General features: G+C 47.1%; 15 protein-coding genes. 3 read left to right on the forward strand and 12 right to left on the reverse strand.

Going from position 1 to position 17,109, the window contains the following annotated elements; all coding sequences use genetic code 11:
- Positions 1-19: 19 nt before the first annotated feature.
- Genes glmM through ruvC form a run of 6 tightly spaced genes read right to left on the reverse strand, consistent with a single transcriptional unit; the run spans position 20 to position 4,950 of the window.
- Complete coding sequence (glmM, locus tag QZZ41_RS02365) at positions 20-1,378, reverse strand: phosphoglucosamine mutase (protein WP_295067588.1); 1,359 nt, start codon at positions 1,376-1,378, stop codon at positions 20-22.
- Positions 1,379-1,429: 51 nt separating this feature from the next.
- Positions 1,430-1,960 carry a hypothetical protein gene (locus QZZ41_RS02370; protein ID WP_295067591.1) on the reverse strand — a complete coding sequence of 177 codons (531 nt, stop codon included), beginning with the start codon at positions 1,958-1,960 and terminating at the stop codon, positions 1,430-1,432.
- A 36-nt stretch (positions 1,961-1,996) separates the two neighbouring features.
- Complete coding sequence (ruvB, locus tag QZZ41_RS02375; protein ID WP_295068076.1) at positions 1,997-3,034, reverse strand: Holliday junction branch migration DNA helicase RuvB; 1,038 nt, start codon at positions 3,032-3,034, stop codon at positions 1,997-1,999.
- A 33-nt stretch (positions 3,035-3,067) separates the two neighbouring features.
- Complete coding sequence (locus QZZ41_RS02380; protein WP_242872844.1) at positions 3,068-3,802, reverse strand: enhanced serine sensitivity protein SseB; 735 nt, start codon at positions 3,800-3,802, stop codon at positions 3,068-3,070.
- Positions 3,803-3,829: 27 nt separating this feature from the next.
- Positions 3,830-4,453, reverse strand: a complete 624-nt coding sequence (gene ruvA / locus QZZ41_RS02385) for a Holliday junction branch migration protein RuvA (RefSeq protein ID WP_295067596.1) — start codon at positions 4,451-4,453, stop codon at positions 3,830-3,832.
- Between the two features lie 14 nt (positions 4,454-4,467).
- Complete coding sequence (gene ruvC, locus QZZ41_RS02390) at positions 4,468-4,950, reverse strand: crossover junction endodeoxyribonuclease RuvC (protein WP_074716193.1); 483 nt, start codon at positions 4,948-4,950, stop codon at positions 4,468-4,470.
- 266 nt (positions 4,951-5,216) lie between these two features.
- Here ruvC and QZZ41_RS02395 point away from each other — a divergent pair, with 266 nt between their 5' ends.
- From QZZ41_RS02395 to QZZ41_RS02405, 3 genes are all read left to right on the forward strand, one after another.
- On the forward strand, positions 5,217-6,341 hold the full coding sequence (locus tag QZZ41_RS02395; RefSeq protein WP_295067599.1) for a bifunctional chorismate mutase/prephenate dehydratase: 1,125 nt from the start codon (positions 5,217-5,219) through the stop codon (positions 6,339-6,341).
- A 14-nt stretch (positions 6,342-6,355) separates the two neighbouring features.
- Positions 6,356-8,731 (forward strand): homocysteine S-methyltransferase family protein, encoded by a 2,376-nt coding sequence (locus QZZ41_RS02400; protein WP_295067602.1) that lies wholly within the window; start codon positions 6,356-6,358, stop codon positions 8,729-8,731.
- Positions 8,732-8,809: 78 nt separating this feature from the next.
- Positions 8,810-9,049, forward strand: a complete 240-nt coding sequence (locus QZZ41_RS02405) for a hypothetical protein (protein ID WP_295067604.1) — start codon at positions 8,810-8,812, stop codon at positions 9,047-9,049.
- A 192-nt stretch (positions 9,050-9,241) separates the two neighbouring features.
- On the opposite strand, the gene QZZ41_RS02410 is transcribed toward QZZ41_RS02405, so the two are convergent.
- Genes QZZ41_RS02410 through QZZ41_RS02435 form a run of 6 tightly spaced genes read right to left on the reverse strand, consistent with a single transcriptional unit; the run spans position 9,242 to position 17,099 of the window.
- Positions 9,242-10,174, reverse strand: a complete 933-nt coding sequence (locus QZZ41_RS02410) for a lysylphosphatidylglycerol synthase domain-containing protein (protein WP_295067606.1) — start codon at positions 10,172-10,174, stop codon at positions 9,242-9,244.
- The gene (locus QZZ41_RS02415) at positions 10,171-11,259 is read right to left on the reverse strand and encodes a glycosyltransferase family 4 protein (protein ID WP_295067609.1); all 1,089 of its coding nucleotides are present in this window, start codon (positions 11,257-11,259) and stop codon (positions 10,171-10,173) included. Before QZZ41_RS02415 ends, QZZ41_RS02410 begins: the two co-directional genes overlap by 4 nt.
- A complete protein-coding gene (locus tag QZZ41_RS02420; protein ID WP_295067612.1) occupies positions 11,246-12,217 on the reverse strand; it encodes a glycosyltransferase family 2 protein in 972 nt (323 codons plus the stop codon). The genes QZZ41_RS02415 and QZZ41_RS02420 overlap by 14 nt, the downstream gene beginning before the upstream one ends.
- A 17-nt stretch (positions 12,218-12,234) precedes the next feature.
- Entirely contained in the window at positions 12,235-14,703 is a 2,469-nt protein-coding gene (locus tag QZZ41_RS02425) for a hypothetical protein (RefSeq protein ID WP_295067615.1), read from the reverse strand.
- Between the two features lie 9 nt (positions 14,704-14,712).
- Positions 14,713-15,891 (reverse strand): glycosyltransferase family 4 protein, encoded by a 1,179-nt coding sequence (locus QZZ41_RS02430; RefSeq protein ID WP_295067618.1) that lies wholly within the window; start codon positions 15,889-15,891, stop codon positions 14,713-14,715.
- On the reverse strand, positions 15,891-17,099 hold the full coding sequence (locus QZZ41_RS02435; protein WP_295067621.1) for a glycosyltransferase family 4 protein: 1,209 nt from the start codon (positions 17,097-17,099) through the stop codon (positions 15,891-15,893). Before QZZ41_RS02435 ends, QZZ41_RS02430 begins: the two co-directional genes overlap by 1 nt.
- Between the last annotated feature and the right edge of the window lie 10 nt (positions 17,100-17,109).

The raw sequence follows: 17,109 nt of genomic DNA on the forward strand, positions 1-17,109 counted from the left end.
CTTATAGAATTGTCTGCGCTCAGACATTGTATGCGCAGCTTTCCTTGATGTGCTGTGCGATATCCACAGCCATATCGTTTATGCGTCCGAAATCACTGCCTTCAACGAGTATGCGCACGATAGGTTCTTTTCCGCTTTCGCGCACCATTATCCTGCCTTCGCCGCAAAGCTCCTTATCGTATCTCTCGATAAGCCCGGTTATTCTGCTTTCGTTTTTCCAGAGTTCCTTATAATGAGGATGTATCTTTACATTCAGCTTTACCTGAGGGTACGCAGGCATATCTCCTGCAAGGTCGCTCAGCTTTCCGCCGCTGTTTTTCAGTATTTCCAGCAGCCGCGCACCTGCCAGCTGTCCGTCGCCTGTACGGGCTTCATCAAGAAAGATGATATGTCCGTTTGGCTCGCCGCCCAGCTTGTAGCCACATTCCAGCATACGCTCAAGTACATACCGCGTACCTGCTCCCGAGCTTACAAGCTTTATATCATGTGCAGCCGCATATTTTCTCAGTCCGAGACTGCTCATTGCAGTCACAACTGCCGTATCCTTGTCCAGCAGTCCCTTGCTCTTCATATTCTCTGCGAATATGGCAAGGAGCCTGTCGCCGTCTATCATGCAGCCCTGCTCGTCTACAGCTATACATCTGTCTGCATCGCCGTCAAAGGCAAGTCCGCAGTCGCATTTGTTCTCAACGACATACTCCATAAGATGATGAACATGAGTACTGCCGCAGTCCTTGTTTATATTAGTGCCGTTTGGCTTATCAGCCATGACCAATACCTCAGCACCCAGCTCCGAAAAGAGCTTTTCCGCAGTATATGCGGCACAGCCGTTTGCGCAGTCGATTGCGACTTTAAGTCCGCTCAGGTCTGAGTCAACAACGCTTTTAATATGGTCTATGTACTCTCTCACGGCATTTTCACCGTGTAAGATACGCCCAACGTTCTCGGGCTCACTTAGCTTTATCTCATCTGACGGTGAAAAGACCAGACGCTCTATCTCGTCCTCGGCTTCTTCCATAAGCTTGTGTCCCTTTGCAGAAAACAGCTTCAAGCCGTTATATTCGGCACTGTTATGGCTGCCCGATATCATTATCCCGCCGTCAGCTTCATGCAAACCTGTAAGGTAAGAAAGTGCAGGCGTGGGGACTATCCCAAGCAGCTCTGCATCTGCGCCTACCGAACATATACCTGCACATACCGCAGCTTCCAGCGCATCGGAGGAAACTCTCGTATCCTTGCCAACGAGTATTTTAGTTTTAGACCCGTCCTTTTTCGCAAGCACCAGCGCAGCAGCTCTTCCTGTCTGCATTGCCAGTTCGCAGGTGAGGTCGGTCACCGCAATACCTCTCGGACCGTCAGTTCCGAATAATTTAGCCATTGAATAGTCTCCCTTTGTAAGTTCACAGTTAAGTATCGAGCGTCCGCGGTCTTATACTATCTTGTAGACCGCGATGGGTCTGCGTGTGCCTATTATCTCTTCAAGTGTCTGGCATACAGGCGCATAGGTACAGCTGTTGTACCTGTTGTACACACGTATGCCGCCGCTGCGCTCTCTTGTACAGAATACGGTATGTATAGAAGATAAAAACGGTATCTTAGTCCAGAATGTGATGATAAAAGCTTTTGCATCATCAGGGGATTTCACCTTCTCGAAGCTTGCATCGAAATAATTCAGTGCCTTTCCGAGACTGAAGGCGTTACAGCCGAAGAAGCCCATGAGTACGCGGAAACGCTCCATATAATAGGCTACATCTTTTATCTTCTGAGGTTTTTTCAGATATACCAGCGCATTGTGTACAGCAATAACTTCACAGCCGTTGAAGCTCATGAAGCATACCCCGTAGCGCAGCTTTGAAACAGCTCCCTCCCCCTGACCGTTTATCATCTGACCAAAGGGAGGCTGCTCGGTAATTTCAGAATTGTATTTAAAATTATATTCGCTTGATCCTTTTATCAACATTTTTCTCATCCCCCAGTCCCGTAAAACGGGAAAATGTCAAAAGGTCATCTGTCCTTCATCTGCTGCTGCCTGCTCGGGTGGGACTATGCCGAGATGCTCATAGGCAAGCCTTGTGGCAACTCTTCCTCGCGGAGTCCTTCCGAGAAAGCCCAGCTGCATAAGAAACGGCTCGCAGATATCTTCGAGAGTAACGCTTTCCTCGTTGATAGCCGAGGCAAGTGTCTCAAGTCCAACAGGTCCGCCGCCGTATCCTCTGATTATCATTTCAAGCATACGTCTGTCAAGTCCGTCAAGTCCGAGTGCGTCGATATCGAGCCTGCTGAGAGCTATTGAGGCTATCTCCTGAGTTATCTGTCCGTTGCCCATTACATCGGCAAAGTCGCGGACTCTTTTCAGCAGACGGTTGGCGATACGCGGTGTGCCTCTTGCTCTGCCTGCTATCTCGGCAGCTCCGTCACTTGTACATGGTATGCCAAGTATCATGGAGCTTCTTCTTACGATATCCGTAAGCTGCTCCTTTGTATAAAGTTCAAGTCTCTGTATTACGCCGAATCGGTCACGGAGAGGAGCTGAAAGCTGTCCTGCTCTCGTTGTTGCACCGATAAGGGTGAATGGTTTCAGGTCCATACGTATTGAACGTGCGGACGGACCTTTTCCAATGATGATATCTATTACTCTGTCCTCAAGAGCAGGGTAAAGTATCTCCTCTACCGCACGGGAAAGGCGGTGTATCTCGTCAATGAAAAGCACATCGTTGTCCGAAAGGCTGGTGAGAAGCGAAACAAGGTCGCCGGGCTTTTCTATTGCAGGACCTGTGGTCACACGGAGATTTACTCCAAGCTCATGGGCGATTATAGACGAAAGAGTTGTCTTTCCAAGTCCCGGAGGTCCATACAGCAGCACATGATCGAGAGGTTCGTTCCTGCGCTTTGCAGCTTCGATATATATGGCGAGATTTTCCTTCACCTTGTCCTGTCCTATATACTCGTGAAGAGTCTGCGGACGCAGACTTATTTCAACATCGCTGTCTTCCGTAGTATTTTCGGGAGTTATTATTCTGGGAGCGAACTCCATATCCTCTGTCTGTATCAAAAAAACACCTCTGAATTATTTCTCGAAAAATCTCTTCTTGCGGACGTAGAAAGGCTCGACAGTTTCCGCAGCCTTCTTGCCCATGTCCTGTTCATAGCTGATGAAGCAAAGATGCTCGTTGGCTTTTACAGTCTTTGAAAGATACTTTGAAAGCGGCACAAAGAGCTTTCTCGTACTTCCCATCATATCGAGAACAATGAGTATCTGCGGATTTTCGCAGCCCTTTATCATCTCCATGATGAACGCTCTGTCAACGTTAGGCTGCTTTGAAAGGAATTTTGTGGCAGCCTTTATGATATGATTTACTTCATGCTCGCAGGGACGATAGTTTATGATGTCCGCTTCGTTGTAGGAGATAGCCTTAATTTTGAGATTTCGGGCTATCATAAGGATACTCTTTATCTCACGCGAAGAGAACTCCTTGCCGTAGGAATTAGGGTTCAGCACGGCAGATACCGACTGTATAAGATCGAAAAGTCTAAGACAGTTTATCTTGTAGCAGTCAACATATCGCTTTGCAAACTGCTGTAATGCGCGATAGCTTGTGAAAAAAGGGATAAACAGATCGCCGTCGGGGTTCTGGGTAGTTACCAGCTCGAGCTGTATACCGCCCTCTGAACGATCACGCTCCTGCTTTACGGGGTTCTTGCAGATGACATAGACGTCGCTTTTTATGAGAGTCTGCAAAAACAATGAACGTTTTGAAGGGTCTTTTATTGCTGCTTTCAGCAATTCGTCAAGATTCATCATAACAGTAACCATCCTATCTTCTATATTTTAGCGCATATTCTTTGCTGCCATTAACCGCAGTGTTTCCTTTATGAGCTCCTGTGTGCTCAGTGCGGGATCAAGCTTTCCCAGTATGGGAGCAGCTTCGCCCTGAGAATAGCCAAGCACCATGAGAGCTTCGAGAGCTTCCGATACGGACGATGATGCGCCCTCTGACGGTATATTCGCAAACTGTGCGGCATCACTGCTTATGCTGCCGCTGATAGACTCTGAGGATATCTTGTCCTTGAGTTCGAGGACTATCCTCTGGGCGGTCTTTGCACCTATACCCTTTGTCTTTGTGAATGCCTTGCTGTCGCCCGAAGCAACAAGAAGTGCAAATCTTTCGGGAGTAACGTCTGAAAGTATGGAAGTTGCCGCCTTCGGACCTACTCCAGATACCGATATCAGCAGCTTGAAGCAGCTGAGCTCCTGCAAGGTGGCAAATCCGAAAAGCTCCACCACATCTTCCCTTACGTAAAGGTAAGTGTAAAGCATTTCCTCGCTTCCGATCTCGCCGAGCCTTGAAACGGTATTGTATGAAGTCTTGCAGCCGTATCCCACGCCGCCGCACTCTATCACCGCAAAACCAAGCTCCTTGACCGTAAGCTTTCCTCTTACACTGTATATCATATCTCTCTGTTCCTTTATCTGAAATCAAATCTTGTACTGTGTCCGTGACAAATGGCTATAGCAAGAGCGTCCGCAGCGTCATCGGGCTTTGGTATCTGTGCCAGCCCGAGAAGCTGTCTCGTCATTTCCATTACCTGCTTTTTCTCTGCCTTGCCGTAGCCTACTACCGACTGTTTTACCTGTAGCGGCGTATATTCCGATACGGGGATATTCCTCGTAGCTGCCGAAAGCACGGTTATCCCCCTTGCCTGAGCAACATCTATCGCCGTTTTCTGGTTAGTGGTGAAGTAAAGACGCTCCACCGCCATACAATCGGGCTTGAATTTGTTGAAGATAAACTCGATATCTTCATGTATAGCCTTTAAACGTTCGGGGAATGGCGTTCCCGCCTCGGTAAGTACTGCTCCGTATTCCACGGGAGTAAACCTTATGCCGTCATAATCAAGAACACCAAATCCGACTATTGCATAACCCGGGTCTATACCCAGTATTCTGATAGTTTTCAATATTTTTTACCTGTTAGTTCGTTAAAAAGTTCACATGGATATAGCTTCTCACTATATTCTATATCATTATACCACAGGTCAAGTGTATTTTGCAATATATTTACCTGCTTTTTATTGATTTCTACAAAAAAAAATGATATAATATGTAAGGTATATCAATGAGCCCTCAGCCCTTAGCCTTTAGCCAATAGCTTTCAGCATTGTAAAGCTAACGGCTGATGGCTGACAGCTAACGGCTAATATCGGAGGTATTTTTTATGGATCTTAAACAGCTTCGCGACGGCATCGACGATGTAGACAGCGAAATCCTTTCACTCTTTATGAAGCGCATGAAGCTTTGCAGGGGTGTGGCAGACTACAAAAAGGAGCATAATATGCCCGTCTTTCAGGGCGGACGCGAACAGCAGATCATCGACCGCATCGTAGAGCTGACCGCAGATAAAAACCTCGAAAAAGGCACTTCTGCCCTTTTCACTACTATCATGGACATAAGCAAGATATTGCAGAACCGCACTATCCTTGAAGAAAACAAAGACTATAACTACACTGCTCCCGACTTTGCAGGAGCTAAGAAAATAGGCTGTCAGGGCACTTCGGGTGCTAATTCCGAGGCTGCCGCAAAGAAAGTTTTCGGCGAAAGGGAATTCACGTTTTATCCTTCTTTCGAGGAGGTATTCAAAGCTGTTCAGTCAGGTGAAGCCGACTACGGCGTACTGCCTGTTCAGAATTCCACCGCAGGCTCTGTTGACAGTACATACGACCTTATGGCAAAATACCCGTTCTACATAGTAAAAATGGTGACTTTGGAGATAAATCACTGTCTTGCTGCTAAAAAAGGCACAAAAATTGAGGATATCACCTGTGTTTATTCACACAGACAGGCTCTTTCACAGTGCGAGGTATTCCTCAGCAAAACAGGTCTGAAAAAACATGAGTACAGCAATACTGCCACAGCTGCGGAAAAGGTACTGAACAGTGATGAGCCTATCGCCGCTATATGCTCTGTTGACTGCGCCGAAAAGCTGGGACTTGAAGTCATCGCCCGAGATATCGCAGACTGCACTATCAACCGCACTCAGTTCATAATCATAGCAAAGGATATGCAGGTGGCAGAGGACTCTGACGCAGTATCCGTAATGCTCACTATCCCTCATAAGGAAGGTAGTCTTTACCGTCTGCTGACAAAATTCTACGTAAATAACATGAACCTTCTCAGGATCGAGAGCCGCCCTATACGCGACGGAAGCTTTGATGTCATGTTCTTCCTCGATTTCAGCGGAAAAATGTCCGATCCGAATGTTGAAGCCGTTCTGCGCGACCTTGCGGAAAACCTTGAGGACTTCCGCTGCATCGGTACTTTCAAAAACGAAACCTTCTCTTAAAAAAGGAGTAAAAAATGTCCGATAAATTCTTTTCTTTGCTTGAAAACAACAGCTTCGTCTTTCTTGACGGCGGTATGGGCACTATGCTTCAGGCTCACGGCATAAAGACCGAGCACGTTCCCGAGCTTCTCAATATAACCGATCCTGAGGCTATTATGAAAATACACCGCCTTTATGTTGAGAGCGGTGCGGATATAATCTACGCGAACACTTTCGGTGCAAACCGCTTCAAGCTTGCAAAAAGCGGTCATACCGTAGAAGAAGTGGTATCGGCAGGTGTTGCAAATGCGCGAAAAGCTGCCGCAGGAAAGGCTCTCGTAGCTCTTGACTTAGGTCCTATAGGTCAGCTCCTCGAACCTGCGGGCACTCTCAAATTCGAGGAAGCCTATGAGGTATACAAGGAGCTTGTACTGGCAGGCAGAGAAGCTGATGTCATAGTTATCGAGACTATGACCGACCTGTACGAAGTCAAGGCTGCTGTTCTTGCTTCAAAGGAAAACTCGGACAAGCCCATTCTCGTAACTATGACATTCGAGGAGAATATGCGTACCTTTACAGGTGTTTCCCCCGAGTGTATGGTAGCTGTGCTCGAAGGTCTGGGCGCAGACGCTATCGGCGTAAACTGCTCTCTCGGACCTGAGGAGCTTTTCCCTGTTCTCGACAGGATATGCTCGCTCACCACTCTCCCTGTTATTGCCAAGCCTAACGCAGGTCTCCCCGACCCTGTTACCAACGAATATAACGTTGACCCTGATGATTTCGCCGCAAGTGCCGTAAAACTGGCAAATGCAGGAGTAACTGTATTCGGCGGCTGCTGCGGTACTACTCCACAGCATATATCCGCTATGATAGATGCACTTTCGGGTATGGAGCGTCAGACGCGAAAGATAGTCCGCGCAAGTATCGCCTGTTCCGCTGTGAACTGCGTAAACATAAATCAGCCCCGTGTCATCGGTGAACGTATCAACCCAACAGGCAAAAAGCGTTTCAAGGAGGCTCTTCTTGCCCATGATGTGGACTATATCCTCGGTCAGGCTGTTGAACAGATACACGCAGGTGCAGAGATACTTGATGTAAACGTTGGACTCCCGGGTATAGACGAAAAGGAAATGATGGTAACGGCTGTAAAGGCTATACAGAGCATATGCGACACTCCGTTGCAGCTCGATTCCACTATCCCCGAGGTACTTGAAGCAGGTCTGCGAGTATACAACGGCAAGCCTATTGTAAACTCCGTAAACGGCGAGGACGACTCCCTTGAAGCTATACTACCACTTGTAAAGAAGTACGGTGCTTCCGTAGTAGGTCTTGCTCTCGACAAGGGCGGTATACCCAAAACTGCCGACGGACGTTTTGCTATCGCGGAGAAGATACTGCACCGCGCTATGGAGTACGGCATACCCAAAGAGGACGTTTTCATCGACTGCCTTACTCTTACGGCTTCTGCCGAGCAGGACGGCGTTATGGAGACCCTCAACGCGCTCCACAGGGTAAAGACAGAGCTGGGTCTCAATACCGTTCTCGGTGTATCGAATATTTCCTTCGGTCTGCCAAATCGTGAGCTCATAACCCGTACCTTCCTTACAATGGCTCTGCACAGCGGACTTACCCTGCCTATCATCAATCCGAATATCGAGGGAATCATCGGTGCTGTAAGAGCTTACAGGCTCCTTGCGGGAATTGACCGGAATTCTGCGGATTTCATAAGCATATACGCTCAGGACGACAACGCACCGAAAGCTCCTGCTCCTGCGCAGGACAAGGGGGCTCCCGATATAATGTACGCAGTTGAGAACGGTCTGAAAAATAATGCTGTCAAGGCTGCCGAGGAGCTTATGAACACCGTCGATCCTATGGAGATAATCAACGGCTACCTTATACCTGCTCTGGACAACGCTGGTGCTAAATTTGAAAAGGGCAAGATATTCCTGCCTCAGCTCATACTCACAGCCGAAGCAGCTCAGGCTTGCTTCGAGATAATAAAGACAAAGCTCTCGGCTGCAAACAGCGAAAGTGTATCAAAGGGCAAGGTAGTACTTGCTACAGTTCACGGCGATATACACGATATCGGCAAGAACATAGTCAAGGTGCTCCTTGACAGCTACGGCTTCACGGTCATAGATCTCGGCAAGGACGTACCGCCCGAAACTATCGTAAATGCTGCTATCGAAAACAAGGTCAGCCTTGTGGGACTGTCCGCACTGATGACAACTACCCTCGGTGCTATGGCTGAGACTATAAAACAGCTCAACGAGAAGTACCCAGAGTGCAAGACAGTTGTGGGCGGAGCTGTTCTCACGGCTTCCTACGCCGAGCAGATAAACGCCGATTTCTACGCAAAGGACGCTAAACAGACCGTGGATATTGCATCACAGGTCTACGGAGCATGAGCCGTTAGCCTGCAAGAACTAAAAGCTAAGAACTAAGTGTAGGGGCGGATATTATCCGCCCGATAACAGGTAAATATCATGGAAAAGATAACACTTAACGAACTGAAAATAAACTCCCGCAGTGATGCCCTGGCTTTTCTGAAAAAGCTGTGGAACGGCGAAAGCACTCCCTGTCCCATATGCGGCAGCGAACTGGAATTGCTCCATAAGAAAGCAAAGAAGAGCGACTGTGACTGGCAGTGCAGACACTGTGAAAAGATAGTAAGGACTCTTGACCTGCTTGACGAACTCAACAAAGCTTTTTACTTAATGACATAAAAAAGCAGCCCCATGGGCTGCTTTTATTTTCGTGATGTCGAGGACGCCGTCCCCTACAGTGTGTCATTTGGAGTTTATACGTAATTGACGGGCGAGCGGAACTCGCCCCTACATTTTGTTCATGTTATTTATTGCGTATGGCATACACGGACGCGCAATGCGCGTCCCTACAATTCATAATTCCGAATTTGGCTAACGGCTAAAGGCTAACGGCTTAGCTTTTGCGTATATCTTGCCGATGATGAATGCCGCTATATCTGCGCCTATAGATGCTATTCGCATAACAAGAACGAAAAGCACTATCCTGTCAGAAAATTTGTCTCCGCAGACAAAAAGCATTACTCCCTCGCGTATGCCGATACCGCCAGGAGCTCCCGGAGTAACAAAGCCGATTATCCATGCAGCCATAAAAGCTCCTGTAAGAGTTATTAGTTCTGCCGTGTCTGCCTGAGGTATTATGAGCTTCAGACACACGAAATACATACACGCTGACACTAAATTCTGGAGCAGATAATAAAACGCTCCGCGCAGCAGCATAGCTCGGTTTTCCTTTGCAAAAGCCTTTGCATAGCGCGATATATATGCTTTGAACTTATCCTTGAATTTCAGTCTTAACAGAAGTATTATTATCGCAACAATAACTATTCCTATTATCGCATCAACTATCAGACTTCCCACGAACTGCGAAAATACTTCTGCAAGCATACGTCTCAGAAGCACTACCGATATGACTCCCGTCCAGAACACGCAGAAAAGTATATCAAGCACTGTCGCGCAGGCTACGTCTACATGGCTTATATCCATATCCGATGCAAGCTGATTTCGTCCCACGTACTGGAATACATTGCCCGGGATGTACTTGTACAGATTTGACTGGGTATACACAGGCATCGCTGTCGAAAACGGTATCTTTCGTCCCGAAAGCGATCTTGTGAAAACAAGCCACGGATAACAGGAGAATATGATTATCACTGTCGTTACGATCATACACAGGAAAAGTGCCGTCAGCACTCTGCCGTCACGGAACTGCGATATGCTTATATCCATGTCAAACAGCTTTTTTACCACAAAGGCAAGGGCTGCTATCATAACGACATTTCCGATAATTTTTATGATCTTCTTCATTTCTTACCTTTTCCCAGCATTTTTTCAAACAGTTCCACATACTTTGCGCATATGGACTTCCATGAATAGGTATCACGGGTATAACGGCTGTATTCAGCCGCTTTTTTCCTGTATTCATCACGGTGTGCGCAGAGGTCTTTTACTCTCTCTGCGTACTGCTTTGCATTTCCGCTCTCCATTATCCAGCCGTTTTTGCCGTCGATAACAGCATCGCGTATGCCCTCTATTCCCGAAGCGAATACAGCCAGACCTGCAAGACTTGCCTCAACTGCCACAAGTCCGAAGCCCTCCATATCGCCGTCAACATGGATATTAGGCATGATGAAAGCGTCTGCGTGAGTATATACCGAATTGAGCTCAGCTGTCTCGACTCTGCCAAGCATCTTCACCTTGTCGCCGAGTCCGTACTTTTCGATACCCTCGGCTATAGTCTCACGGTCCTCTCCGTCACCGACTATGAGATACTTCACCTTTTCGTCTTTAAGCTCGGGCATTACATTGCGCACGAACCAGTCAACGCCCTTGCGCTTTACAAGTCTGCCTACGGTTATTATAACGGTATCGTCCTCGGATATGCCGTTTTTCCTGCATATCTCTGCGTAATCCGCACACTCGCCGCTGAACTGCTCTGTATCAACTCCGCAGTTTATAACGCAGGAACGCTTTCCGCCGCGCTTGCGGAAGGTCTCGTCAGTCTCGCGGCTGATAGAGATATACCTGTCGAATTTATTGTAGAAAAGCTTCAGATAAAGCTGATAGAGCTTGTTTTTGAAGGTGATGTCAAGTCCGAAAACATTTACAACTACCTTTTTACGCGGGTGGAAAAGCTTTGTAAAGAAGCCCACCGAGCTGAGAAGTGCGTCTCCCACAAAGACAACATCGTATTTGCCTGCCTTGAACACTGTTTTCAGCAGTGCATAAGGCAAAAACCATGCGAGATGCTTCTGGGACTTACCCAGTGAGATTATATCCGCATCTACCTTTGAGGGATCAAAATTATTGTAAAGATTATAGCTGAAATTCTCCATTCCGCCAACAGCCGGCGGATATTTTCTTGTGATATAAAGCAGCTTAATTTTCTTCATTCTTCTTCTCCTCGTCACTCTTGCCGCATTCCATTTTTCTTACTCTGTACTGAACGTCCTCAAGAAGCTTTCTGTTTGCTGAGATAGTGTCTCCGAGGAGTCCTATGGTAATGGTCTGGAAGCCCATCATTATGAGTATGGCTGTGAGGATAAGGGACTGGATATGTCCGCTGCCGTCGCCCATTGCCATGAGAATAAGGAAGCGCACACCAAGTATCGCGCCCAGAAACATGAGTAAAGATCCGATTGACATGAAGAATTTAAGAGGCTTGTACATAACGAAGGAACGTGTTATAACTGTTGAAGAACGCTTCATGTAACGCCACATACTTGAGAAAAGTCTTGAAGGCCTTGTCTCGGGATTTGTCCTTATAGGCACTGATGTCATGGCAGTCTTGTTATTGCCTGCCTGTATTATAGTTTCAAGAGTGTAGGTATACTCATTGACAACGTTGAGTCTCAGTGCGGCATCACGTGAATATGCTCTGAAACCGCTGGGAGCGTCAGGGATATCAGTACCCGAGGCAACACGTACCACCCAGCTTCCGAGATGCTGGAACTTCTTCTTTTTCCACGAGAAATGCTCCGTTTCGTCAATAGGTCTTTCACCGATAACTATATCGGCTTTCTGGTCCAGTATGGGGCGGACTATCTTTTCGATATCAGCTCCGCAGTACTGGTTGTCGGCGTCTGTATTCACTATGATATCTGCGCCGAGATGCAGGCAGGCATCTACACCTGCCATAAAGCCCTTTGCAAGTCCCTTGTTGCGCTTGAATGATACTATATGATGAAAGCCGAGCTCACGGGCTTTTGCCGCGGTATTGTCCTTGCTTCCGTCATTTATGATAAGGTACTCAATTGTGTCGATACCGTCGATATGTCTGGGCAGGTCGTTGTAAGCAAGCTCCAGCGTTTCCTCCTCGTTATAGCATGGTATCTGTATGATAAGCTTCATATTTACATTCCTTTCTATCAAGTTGCAAGTGAAAAGCGCACCGACTGTATAGCTATTCCAAGCTGACGGTCGTCAACAGGATTTGACACAGAAGCACTCCACAGCGGACTCTGTATCTCAAGGATATTTTCTCCGTCCTCTATCTGCTCACTGTCCACCTCAAAGTGGAGCGGCTGTCCGTTATTCTCGGGAGTTATAGCTTCTGTTCCTATCTTCTCGCCGTTCATAAGGAGAGTTACCTCCACGCGGTCTGTTCCCATTTTATCAAGAGGAAGTCCGCAGCCGAATTCCATGGTAATATCGTAATCCCCGGGGTAAAGTCCACATTCTATCTGTGCCTTTTCACTGTCTGTCCAGCAGAAATAGCTTTCAAGCTGTGACACGCCGCTCATCTTTGTATAGTCCCCTGCGGCAGTATACATAAAGCGGTATTTATCATAGGAATATATCCTTATATCCTCTTCTGTTACCCAGAAACTGCGCGAAAGCGGAACAAGTCTGCCTGTATTTATTCCGTCGTCCTCTATATGATGAAGCTTGTTGGAATAAACTGAGGAATAATCCTCATTATCAAGTGAAAGCTCCGTGATAACGATAACTCTGCCGTATCTTGCAGCAAGTCTGTCTATCTGCTCTGCATCGTCCCTGTTTTCGGGAACAACTGCTGCACCTGTCATACTCTTTACAGGCAGCCATAATCTTGAAGCATATGTGGGAGAGATGACCACACAGTCGTCCTTGTCCACGAAATCCGCAATGTCCTCGATAATGCTCCATTCCATGCGTGTATCGTCCTTATTGAGCATGAGATATCCGTCAAAACGGGCAAGATACATAAGTCCGAGAGCTGTTGCAGGTACAAGTACCTTTCCGCCTGCACGGTCAAGTGCGGCAACACTGAATATAACAGCGACAGGTATGAAAGGTGTGAGATAGCGGGAGTAATAGTAGAAGTACTGGATATCATATCTCAGGAATGAGGAATAAACCAGTATGCAATAGAAGAACATGATGAAAAGCACGAGCCTTGACTGACGCTCTGCGAAGTATTTTGCATAGATAACTGCAAATATCATTCCGAGAGGCATGAGAACAAGTCCTGCATTGCCTGCAAATCCCCATAATGCAAGGTGATTTGCTTCTTTCCAGCTGCTGTACTTCATGAATGCCCTTGCTATGATGTACGCGGTCGGCAGTATCACCATAAGGCGGAGAAGCAGTATAAAGCCCTTTGAAAGTGCCGCATCACGGGTGAATTTGATGCTGCTGAAATCCTCTTTCGTGCGCTTCTTCACTATGAATATAAACAGTAACACAGCCACGGCTGCTCCTGCCGACAGTGCGGAAACTATCACGTTGATATTGTTGACGCCTATGCCGCCTACAAATACAGGGCTGTAGTTGTTCATGGTGTAGAAAGGCTGTATCTGCCTCATCATAAAGTAGCTTGCAAGATAGCCGAGTATCGTCACAGGCATGAGCACTGCGTACTGACGGTCTCTTGTGAAAACGTACATTCCGCCGTATATCAGCACGAACATTGGGAGCATAGTGTATATGGAAACATGATAGCAGCCGAATACCGCTATTGGTATCACCGACAGCCATTTGTGCTTAGGATCGTCATCATCTGTCATAAAGTAAAGGAATGTGACAGGTATAAGTGTCAGGAGCATCTCTGTCAGTGAAGCCTTTGCTGCCCATATTATAACAGGTGCGAAAGCAGCTGCTGCACAGGCGCAGGCAGAAGCCACAGGCTTCAGCTTTAAATTGCGGCATATGAAGTAAACAATGAATATGAGGCATATGAAAAGCAGAGTCTCAAAGCCCTGCATACTGCTCATGCCGAATATAGTGCCCCACATGGCAAGAAGTGCGGAATATGTGGGTATACCATGGATAATTCCCGATACAGGACTCACGTTCCTGTCGTATACAGTGTCGGGATAATCCTCATCGGGGACGTCATAGCCGCTCAGATCATTCATTACGGCATTTTCAAACTGTTCGCGCTCTTCATCGGTGTCAAGGTCGTGGTACTCGGAAATGTCCTTCTGGCGCTTGGTATCGCCGTTCATAAAGAGTATAGCCTGTGTCTGGTATACGCCCTGATCCTGCCCCATGCCGAAATACTCGTTTTTCTGAGAAACGAAGGGTACGGAAAGGATACATACTATGATCGGGATAAGCATATCTTTCAGTGAAAAGTCATTCTTGAAGATATGCCGCCACCTGAACGGCTTGCTTCTGCGCAGGAACAGCACAAGCAGCATTACAACTGCGCTTATCGCCAGTGCTCCGCAGCCTGCACGGTAAATGGTATACTTGTCGATGACGAAGAGTCCCATGCTGGCAAAAATATGAGCAAAGAACCACATAACGACACCCATTACCACTCCCTCGATGATATTCTTTTTCCTGAACCATATTACAGCACTCAGCACGGAGAATACAACTCCGACAAAGCAGACCGCAGTTAACAGCATTATTTACCCTCACTCCTTGCAGATTTTATTGATAAGATCGCTGAAATTACGCATTATTACTTCCCAGCGGTAATTCTTTTCAACATATGCTTCCGCATTTTTGCGAAGCTGTGCATATTCCGCATCGTGGGAGAATATATAGTCGATTATTCCTTCAAACTCAAAATAGTTCATATAGTAAAGTCCGCCGTTGCTCTTTATGCAGTGACCTTTCAGTACTTCGCATATGCCGTTTACGATAACAGGCACGGAAAGGGTCATTGCTTCAAGGACGGATATGGACAGGCTTTCGAATTTTGACGGAAGTATAAGGCATTTCGCACCTGATATACCGCTGAACTTATCCTCTTCACTTACAAAGCCGAGACTGATTATGTCCTTGTGCTTTGGTATCTCGCACACAGGCTTGCCCATAAGTACAAGTTTAAGCTGACTTTCGGGACGGCGTTTCTTGTATTCAAGGAAGTATTTGAACATTGTGGGGCAGTCCTTGCCCTCGTCGATACGTCCAACATATATGATGTAATCGCCGTCTATGCCGAATTTGCTGCGGAAGCCTGCTTCATCAGGCTCGCAGGGCACTTCAACTCCCGTACCCATTACGCGGCAGGGTATGTTTTCGCAGTGGAAAAGTCCCTGCACAAGTGCCTTTTCCTCATCGGTAAGGAATACATATGCCTTGGGCAGATTGAAGAAAGTCTCATATGTCTTGAAGTGGATAAAGGGCTCTTCGTGGGCAGTAGGTATAAATATAGCTTTATCGGCAACCTCGGGAAGTCCCTTTACTGTAAGGTAGTAAAGATAGGTAACGAATATGAATGCATCATATTTGTCTTTGCTTTCGCGGATATAATTTATTGCCGCAGGTGAATAAGGTCCCTGTTTCTCGAACCATACCGCCTCTGTTTCAACGTTATAATTGCCTTCTCTGAGGTACTTTCCGTTGAAATCATTGAAATCCTTTGCTCTCTGCTTCTCAACAGGAAAACGGAGAACTCTTACGCCGTTTATCTCTTCCTCATCGGCTGTATAATGGTTCTCCCATGTGGTGTATTCAAGGGCTTTTGTGGTTATTACATCGACCTGGAATTCCCCAGTGAGACGCTCCGCAATAAGACGGGTATAATACTCAGAGCCGCCGTTGACTTCAAATCCGTATCTCTGATTGACAAGTGCTATCCTTTTCATTATTCCTTATCTCCACTAACTTCTCTGAAAAACTTCATGTATTTATCAACGATAACGTCCCATGCAAAATTGCTGCGGACGTAGTTCCTGCCGTTTTCACCCATCTGTGCAGCTTTTTCCTTGTTATTGAGGAACCAGTCGGTGCAGCCCTCAAACTCGAAATAATCGCCGAAATAAAGTCCGCCGTTGGACTCGGAAGCGAAATTCCGCGTTACCGCACAGCCGCTGTGTACAAGTACAGGTCTGCCGCAGAGCCAGCTTTCCATGATTACAAGTGAAAAGCTCTCGTTTTTCGAGGGCTGGCACAGGAATTCGGCAGCCGCCTGAGCGTTGTACTTGTCCTGCAAGTCGATGAAGCCTAAGTCTATGATGCGCTTCTGCTTTACAAGCTCTGAGGGCAGCTCTATATTGCCGCCGCCTATGAGCATGAGTTTAAGGTCGGTATCACGGCGTTTTACGTACTCGGAGAAATACTTCACAAGGGTGTGGACGTTCTTTCCCTCGTCCTTGCGTCCTGCGTATATTATGAAAGGACTGTCTATGTCGAATTTCTTACGGAAATCATCTGCATCGGGAACTATGCCCGTATCCATGCCTATGCCCATGACTATGGTCTTTGTGCCACTCTGTGAGAAGCCGAAAAGTCTCTCCGCCAGCTCCGCCTCGGGACGGGCATTGAATATCATGCCTGCTGTCTGAGGGAAAAGCTCCTTGTAGCGGCTTATATAAGCATAAGCCTCGTCATGGAAGCAGGGTATGAACACCGACTTCTTCGGGAAGAGCTTTGCGCCGTTGTAGGAGGTACAGAGCAGATAGGGTATGAACACGAACAGTGAGTACTCCTCATTGTGCTCTTTCATATAGTTGTAGAGCTGAGGGCAGTTCACCATTTCTGACAGGAAGATATCCTCCTCCGCAGGTATAATGCGGTGTCCCTTCATAAGCTTGGCGTTAACTGCGTCAAAAGCCGCTCTGTCGCGCTTTTCAACCTTGAAACGCCTTACTGTTATGCCTTTTGAGGTCTTATCGATGCCCTCTTTGTTGAAATTTTCGCTCCAGTCCGAGCCTGCGTCCTTTATGCAGGTGGACAGTATCTCAAGCTCCACTCCCGCTTCATGGAGGTGGTCAGTTACCTCGCGGAGCTCCATTTCCGCTCCGCCTGGGATATTCTCTCCGTACCACGGGATCACAAATCCAATTTTTTTCATTTCAGTATCC

The sequence above is a fragment of the Ruminococcus sp. genome, from assembly GCF_016283395.1.

Excerpts from the sequence above, each read along its gene's own strand:
- QZZ41_RS02430 (WP_295067618.1), bottom strand. The coding sequence starts at position 15,891 with ATGAAAAGGATAGCACTTGTCAATCAGAGATACGGATTTGAAGTCAAC.
- QZZ41_RS02410 (WP_295067606.1), bottom strand. The coding sequence starts at position 10,174 with ATGAAGAAGATCATAAAAATTATCGGAAATGTCGTTATGATAGCAGCC.
- ruvB (WP_295068076.1), bottom strand. The coding sequence starts at position 3,034 with ATGGAGTTCGCTCCCAGAATAATAACTCCCGAAAATACTACGGAAGAC.
- QZZ41_RS02395 (WP_295067599.1), top strand. The coding sequence starts at position 5,217 with ATGGATCTTAAACAGCTTCGCGACGGCATCGACGATGTAGACAGCGAA.
- QZZ41_RS02380 (WP_242872844.1), bottom strand. The coding sequence starts at position 3,802 with ATGATGAATCTTGACGAATTGCTGAAAGCAGCAATAAAAGACCCTTCA.
- QZZ41_RS02370 (WP_295067591.1), bottom strand. The coding sequence starts at position 1,960 with ATGTTGATAAAAGGATCAAGCGAATATAATTTTAAATACAATTCTGAA.
- QZZ41_RS02420 (WP_295067612.1), bottom strand. The coding sequence starts at position 12,217 with ATGAAGCTTATCATACAGATACCATGCTATAACGAGGAGGAAACGCTG.
- QZZ41_RS02415 (WP_295067609.1), bottom strand. The coding sequence starts at position 11,259 with ATGAAGAAAATTAAGCTGCTTTATATCACAAGAAAATATCCGCCGGCT.
- QZZ41_RS02435 (WP_295067621.1), bottom strand. The coding sequence starts at position 17,099 with ATGAAAAAAATTGGATTTGTGATCCCGTGGTACGGAGAGAATATCCCA.
- glmM (WP_295067588.1), bottom strand. The coding sequence starts at position 1,378 with ATGGCTAAATTATTCGGAACTGACGGTCCGAGAGGTATTGCGGTGACC.
- QZZ41_RS02405 (WP_295067604.1), top strand. The coding sequence starts at position 8,810 with ATGGAAAAGATAACACTTAACGAACTGAAAATAAACTCCCGCAGTGAT.
- QZZ41_RS02400 (WP_295067602.1), top strand. The coding sequence starts at position 6,356 with ATGTCCGATAAATTCTTTTCTTTGCTTGAAAACAACAGCTTCGTCTTT.
- ruvA (WP_295067596.1), bottom strand. The coding sequence starts at position 4,453 with ATGATATACAGTGTAAGAGGAAAGCTTACGGTCAAGGAGCTTGGTTTT.
- QZZ41_RS02425 (WP_295067615.1), bottom strand. The coding sequence starts at position 14,703 with ATGCTGTTAACTGCGGTCTGCTTTGTCGGAGTTGTATTCTCCGTGCTG.